Raw genomic sequence first — 3,211 nt, 5'->3', positions numbered from 1 at the left:
GTTCTGATGGACATCATGATGCCCGAAATGGATGGCTATCAGACCATGCGGGTCATCCGCAAGAACCCGTCGTTTCGCCGCCTGCCCATCATTCCCCTCACCGCCAAGGCCATGAAGGGCGATCGCGACAAGTGTCTCGCGGCAGGCGCCTCAGATTATCTCGCCAAGCCCGTGAATACCGAGCAATTGTTGTCCGTCCTGCGCATGTGGCTGCACCGTTAATCATGGAGGATCGATGAGCACCGACAAAGTCAACATCCTGCTGGTCGATGATCAGCCGGGCAAACTGCTTACCTACGAAGCCATCCTGAGCGATCTGGACGAGAATCTGATCAAGGCCAGTTCCGGCAAAGAAGCGCTGGAACATCTGCTAGAGACCGAATTCGCCCTGGTGCTGCTCGACGTATGCATGCCGAATATAGACGGCTTCGAACTGGCCGGTCTCATTCGTCAGCATCCACGTTGCCAGAAAACGGCCATTATTTTCGTCACCGCGGTCGCATCGAGCGACCTCGATCGACTCAAGGGTTATGAATCCGGCGCGGTGGATTATGTCTCCGTGCCAATCGAGCCAGAGCTGCTACGGGCGCGCGTGACGGTCTTCGCCGATCTTTTCCGGAAAACCCGTGCGCTGGAGCGCTTGAATCAGGAACTGGAACAGCGCGTGGCGGAACGCACCGCTGACCTGGAAGCAGAGCTTGCGGAGCGTAAGCGTACCGAGGCGGCACTGCGCCAGAGCGAAGCGCACTTCCGCCTGCTGGTGGAAGGATTGCGCGACTACGCTATCCTCACGCTCGATATGGAAGAGCGGATCAGCAGCTGGAATCCGGGTGCTGAGCGCATCTTCGGCTACAGTGAAAAGGAGGTCATCGGCCAGTCGTTCGAGCTTCTCTTCACCCCTAAAGACCAGGCCGGCGGGACCGCCGAGGCGGAAGTCGAGCAGGCGCAGGCGACCGGGCGCGGCGACGACGAGCGCTGGCACGTGCGCAAGGATGGCAGCCGCTTTTTCGCCAGCGGGATGGTAACGCCACTGCACGACGAATTCGGTCAGATCCGCGGCTTCGTGAAGATCGCGCGTGACATCACCGAGCGGAAACGGGACGAGGAGGCCTTGAGGGACAGCGAAGCGCTCAACAGCAGTCTGATGGAAAGCAGCGCAGACTGCGTCAACGTGCTGAACACGGACGGGAAACTCCTCTTCATGAACGGCCCGGGAATGAGTTTGATGGAGATTGATGACTTCAGCCCGTTCATCGGCCGTGCATGGGCTGAGTTGTGGCCAAGCCGCGTGCGCCCGGAACCCATCGCCGCCGTGACAAAGGCGCTAGCCGGCGCTGTCGGGCGCTTCCAAGAGCTTTGCCCGACAGCGAAGGGTACACCCAAATGGTGGGATGTAATGGTCACGCCGGTGCGTAACGCGGCAGGCGAGATCGTGCGGCTGTTATCGGTCGCGCGCGACACCACCGCAAGCAAGCAATCCGAGGATCGCCTGGTTTATCTGGCCAACTACGACACCCTGACCGAGCTGCCCAACCGCGTGCTGTTCATGGACCGCATGACACATGAACTGGCAGTGGCGTCGCGACACAAACAGATAATTGCGATCCTGTTCCTGGACCTGGACGGATTCAAGCACATCAACGATACGCTCGGACACGAGGTGGGTGATCGTCTGCTCAAGAGCGTCGCCGCCCGGCTAGTCGGCTGCGTGCGGAGCAGCGATACGGTCGGGCGATTCGGAGGCGACGAGTTTGTCCTGATACTGGCGGACATTGCCCGCATGAATGACGCCAATCGCGTCGCCCAAAAAATACTGCGGGCCATATCCAAACCCGTGGCGCTGGATGGGACCGACCTTTTTGTCACCGCCAGTATCGGCATCAGTTTTTATCCGGATGATGGACAAGAGGCTCACGGCCTGCTCAAAAACGCCGACGCCGCCATGTATCTGGCCAAGCAGGGCGGCAACAGCTATCAGCAGTATTCATTGGACTTAAGCGTCCAGGCCTCCAGCCGAATGACCCTGGACCGGGCGCTGCGTCGCGCGCTCGAGCGCGACGAATTTGTGTTGCATTACCAGCCTCAGATTAATCTCGCCAGTGGTCAGATCGATACTGTCGAGGCTCTGTTGCGCTGGCGCAGTCCCGATTCGGACCAGCTTGTGCCCCCCGATGGAGTTTATTCCCCTGGCCGAAGAGCGCGGCCTGATCGTCCCGATTGGCGAGTGGGTGATACGCGCCGCCTGCGCCCAGATCCAGGCGTGGCGCGCCCAGGGCTTCGCGCCGGTGCGGCTCGCGGTGAATGTCTCCGCCCGGCAGTTCCGCCAGAAAAACATCCAGCAGGTGTTCGCTCGCGCCCTTGCGGAGTCTGGCCTCGATCATTCCTGTGTCGAAGTCGAGCTGACCGAAAGCCTGCTGCAAACCGAGCAGGCGGAACGCGTTCTGCTGGCTTTGAAAGCGGCAGGCATCACCATCGCCATCGACGACTTCGGCACGGGCTTCTCGTCGCTGAGTTATCTCAAGCGCTTTCCCGTGGATACGCTCAAGATCGATCGCTCGTTTACGCACGAAATCCCTGAACACACGGATAACGCCGCAATTTGCCGAGCGATCGTCGCCATGGCGCACAGCCTGAATCTCAAGGTAACCGCCGAAGGCGTGGAGACCGAGGCGCAACTGGCATTTTTGCGCGCGCTCGATTGCGATGCGGTGCAGGGCTATCTTTTGAGCAGGCCGCTGCCGGCCGATGAGTTCGCCGAGCAGTTGACCCCGCAAATCAGACAAGCGTCTCGGGCTCTAAACAGGGACCGGCGCATGTAACATGCCGTCGTTGAATGCGCTGATTTACGCATCCCCTTCGCTTTCGCGGTATAAACCACGGCCCCGCGCGCTGTTGATCAGTAGCACCGCTGCAAACTGTCCTACATAATATCGACTCACCCGGCCCCATTATCATAAGGCGCGCATTCAGTTGAACAAGAACACGCTGGCCACCGGCCTGCTGCGCAAAAAACCGATCGATGCCGAACCGGAGCGCGACACAGGCCTCAACCGCACGCTGAGCGCCTGGGACCTGACTCTGCTCGGCATCGGCGCCATCATCGGGGCCGGCGTATTTGTGTTGAGCGGCATCGCTGCGGCCACGCAGGCGGGACCCGCCGTGGCATTGTCGTTTGTCGTCGCCGGCACGGCCTGTGCGTTCACAGCGCTCG

General features: G+C 60.4%; 4 protein-coding genes. All 4 read left to right on the top strand.

Features of this window, described 5'->3' with window-relative positions:
• Positions 1-222 (top strand): response regulator (locus H0V34_13465; protein ID MBA2492653.1); only part of this gene is annotated, 222 nt, incomplete at its 5' end.
• A 13-nt stretch (positions 223-235) separates the two neighbouring features.
• Entirely contained in the window at positions 236-2,578 is a 2,343-nt protein-coding gene (locus H0V34_13460; protein ID MBA2492652.1) for a diguanylate cyclase, read from the top strand.
• Positions 2,532-2,819, top strand: coding sequence for an EAL domain-containing protein (locus H0V34_13455; protein MBA2492651.1), 288 nt, complete (start codon positions 2,532-2,534; stop codon positions 2,817-2,819). The genes H0V34_13460 and H0V34_13455 overlap by 47 nt, the downstream gene beginning before the upstream one ends.
• A 166-nt stretch (positions 2,820-2,985) precedes the next feature.
• On the top strand, positions 2,986-3,211 hold a 226-nt coding region (locus H0V34_13450; protein MBA2492650.1), incomplete at its 3' end, for an amino acid permease.

The sequence above is a fragment of the Gammaproteobacteria bacterium genome, assembly GCA_013696315.1.
Lineage (GTDB): Bacteria > Pseudomonadota > Gammaproteobacteria > JACCYU01 > JACCYU01 > JACCYU01.
The sequence above is the reverse complement of the archived record's forward strand: the minus strand, read 5'-3'. Positions and strand labels throughout refer to the sequence as shown.

What these genes read in the sequence shown, in the direction of transcription:
- H0V34_13460 (MBA2492652.1), top strand. Translation starts at nt 236, where the DNA reads ATGAGCACCGACAAAGTCAACATCCTGCTGGTCGATGATCAGCCGGGC.